Below are 1,148 nucleotides of genomic sequence, written 5' to 3' on the forward strand. Positions count from 1 at the left end.
GTTGTCGGCGGCGGCAGGGATGGGTTGTTGGCGGGGTTGGAGGCGGTGGCTGGTGGGGGGTCGGCTGCTGGTGTGGTGGTGGGTGTGGCTCGTGCTGGTGTGCGGGTGGGGGTGATGTTCCCGGGTCAGGGTTCTCAGTGGGTGGGGATGGGTCGGGGTTTGTATGAGGGTTTCCCGGTGTTCGCGGGGGCGTTGGATGCGGTGTGTGTGGAGTTGGATTCCTTTCTTGAGCGGCCGTTGAAGGAGGTGTTGTTTGCGGCGCCGGGGTCGGATGCGGCTGGGTTGTTGGATCAGACGGTGTTCACTCAGGCGGGGTTGTTTGCGGTTGAGGTGGCGTTGTTCCGGTTGTTGGAGGCGTGGGGGGTGCGGCCGGATGTTTTGATTGGGCATTCGATTGGTGAGTTGACCGCTGCGTTTGTGGCGGGGGTGTGGTCGTTGCCGGATGCTTGTGCGCTTGTCGCCGCGCGGGGTCGGTTGATGCAGGCCCTTCCTTCGGGTGGGGTGATGGTGTCGGTGCAGGCGAGCGAGGATGAGGTCCTCGCGGTGTTGAATGGTCACGGGCAGCGGGTTTCGGTGGCTGCGGTGAATGGTCCGACGGCGACGGTGATTGCTGGGGATGAGCAGGCCGTTGACGAGATCGCGGCCCATTTCGTCGAGTTGGGTCGTAAGACTCGGCGGTTGCGGGTCAGTCACGCTTTCCACTCTGCGCGTATCGACCCGATGTTGGAGGAGTTCCGGCGGGTCGCTGCGGGGGTGTCGTATGAGGTGCCGGTGTTGCCGATTGTGTCGAATGTGACTGGTCAGGTGGCGTCGGCGGAGCAGGTGTGTGATCCGGAGTACTGGGTGGGGCATGCCCGTCAGCCGGTGCGGTTCGCTGACGGTGTCCGCAGCCTGGTGGGTCAGGGGGTGTCGGTGCTGTTGGAGGTCGGCCCTGGTGGGGTGTTGACCGCGATGAGTCAGGAGAGCCTGCCGGGGCAGGTGGATGTGGTCGCGGTGGCGACGATGCGTAGGGATCAGCCGGAGCCGGGCAGTGCGGTGACCGCGTTGGCGGCATTGTTCGTCAACGGGGCTCGGGTTGATTGGGCCGCGTTGTTCGCCGGGTCGGGTGCCGGTCGGGTGGAGTTGCCCACCTATGCGTTCCAGAGGGA

At 65.2% G+C, this 1,148-nt stretch carries 1 protein-coding gene; it reads left to right on the plus strand.

All coding sequences use genetic code 11. The features are described 5' to 3' along the window. Positions 1-147: 147 nt before the first annotated feature. Positions 148-1,148: acyltransferase domain-containing protein (locus AB0C20_RS36305; protein WP_357569732.1), on the plus strand; the 1,001-nt coding region annotated here is incomplete at its 3' end.

The organism is Micromonospora sp. NPDC048843 (genome assembly GCF_040649965.1).
Taxonomy (GTDB): domain Bacteria; phylum Actinomycetota; class Actinomycetes; order Mycobacteriales; family Micromonosporaceae; genus Micromonospora; species Micromonospora hortensis.